At 40.0% G+C, this 210-nt stretch carries 1 protein-coding gene; it reads left to right on the top strand.

What is annotated here, in order from left to right; translation table 11 throughout:
• Window positions 1-210: Rib/alpha-like domain-containing protein (locus CCE82_RS12815; RefSeq protein ID WP_206184419.1), on the top strand; the 210-nt coding region annotated here is incomplete at both ends.

Raw genomic sequence — 210 nt, 5'->3', positions numbered from 1 at the left:
CAACACCAATCACAAAAGATTTTGGTACAGGTGTATCAGAAGATGAAGTGAAAGGCGCAGTAACAGTACCGAACTATCCAACAGATGGAGATCAACCAACAATTACGATTGATGATCCAAGTCAATTACCAAATGGTGAAACAGAAGGCACAACAGATGTAGGTGTAACTGTAGAATATCCAGATGGAACAACAGACCACATTACAGTAC

Origin of the sequence: Staphylococcus cornubiensis, assembly GCF_900183575.1 — a bacterium.
Lineage (GTDB): Bacteria > Bacillota > Bacilli > Staphylococcales > Staphylococcaceae > Staphylococcus > Staphylococcus cornubiensis.
This window is presented reverse-complemented; position numbering and strand designations above follow the sequence as displayed.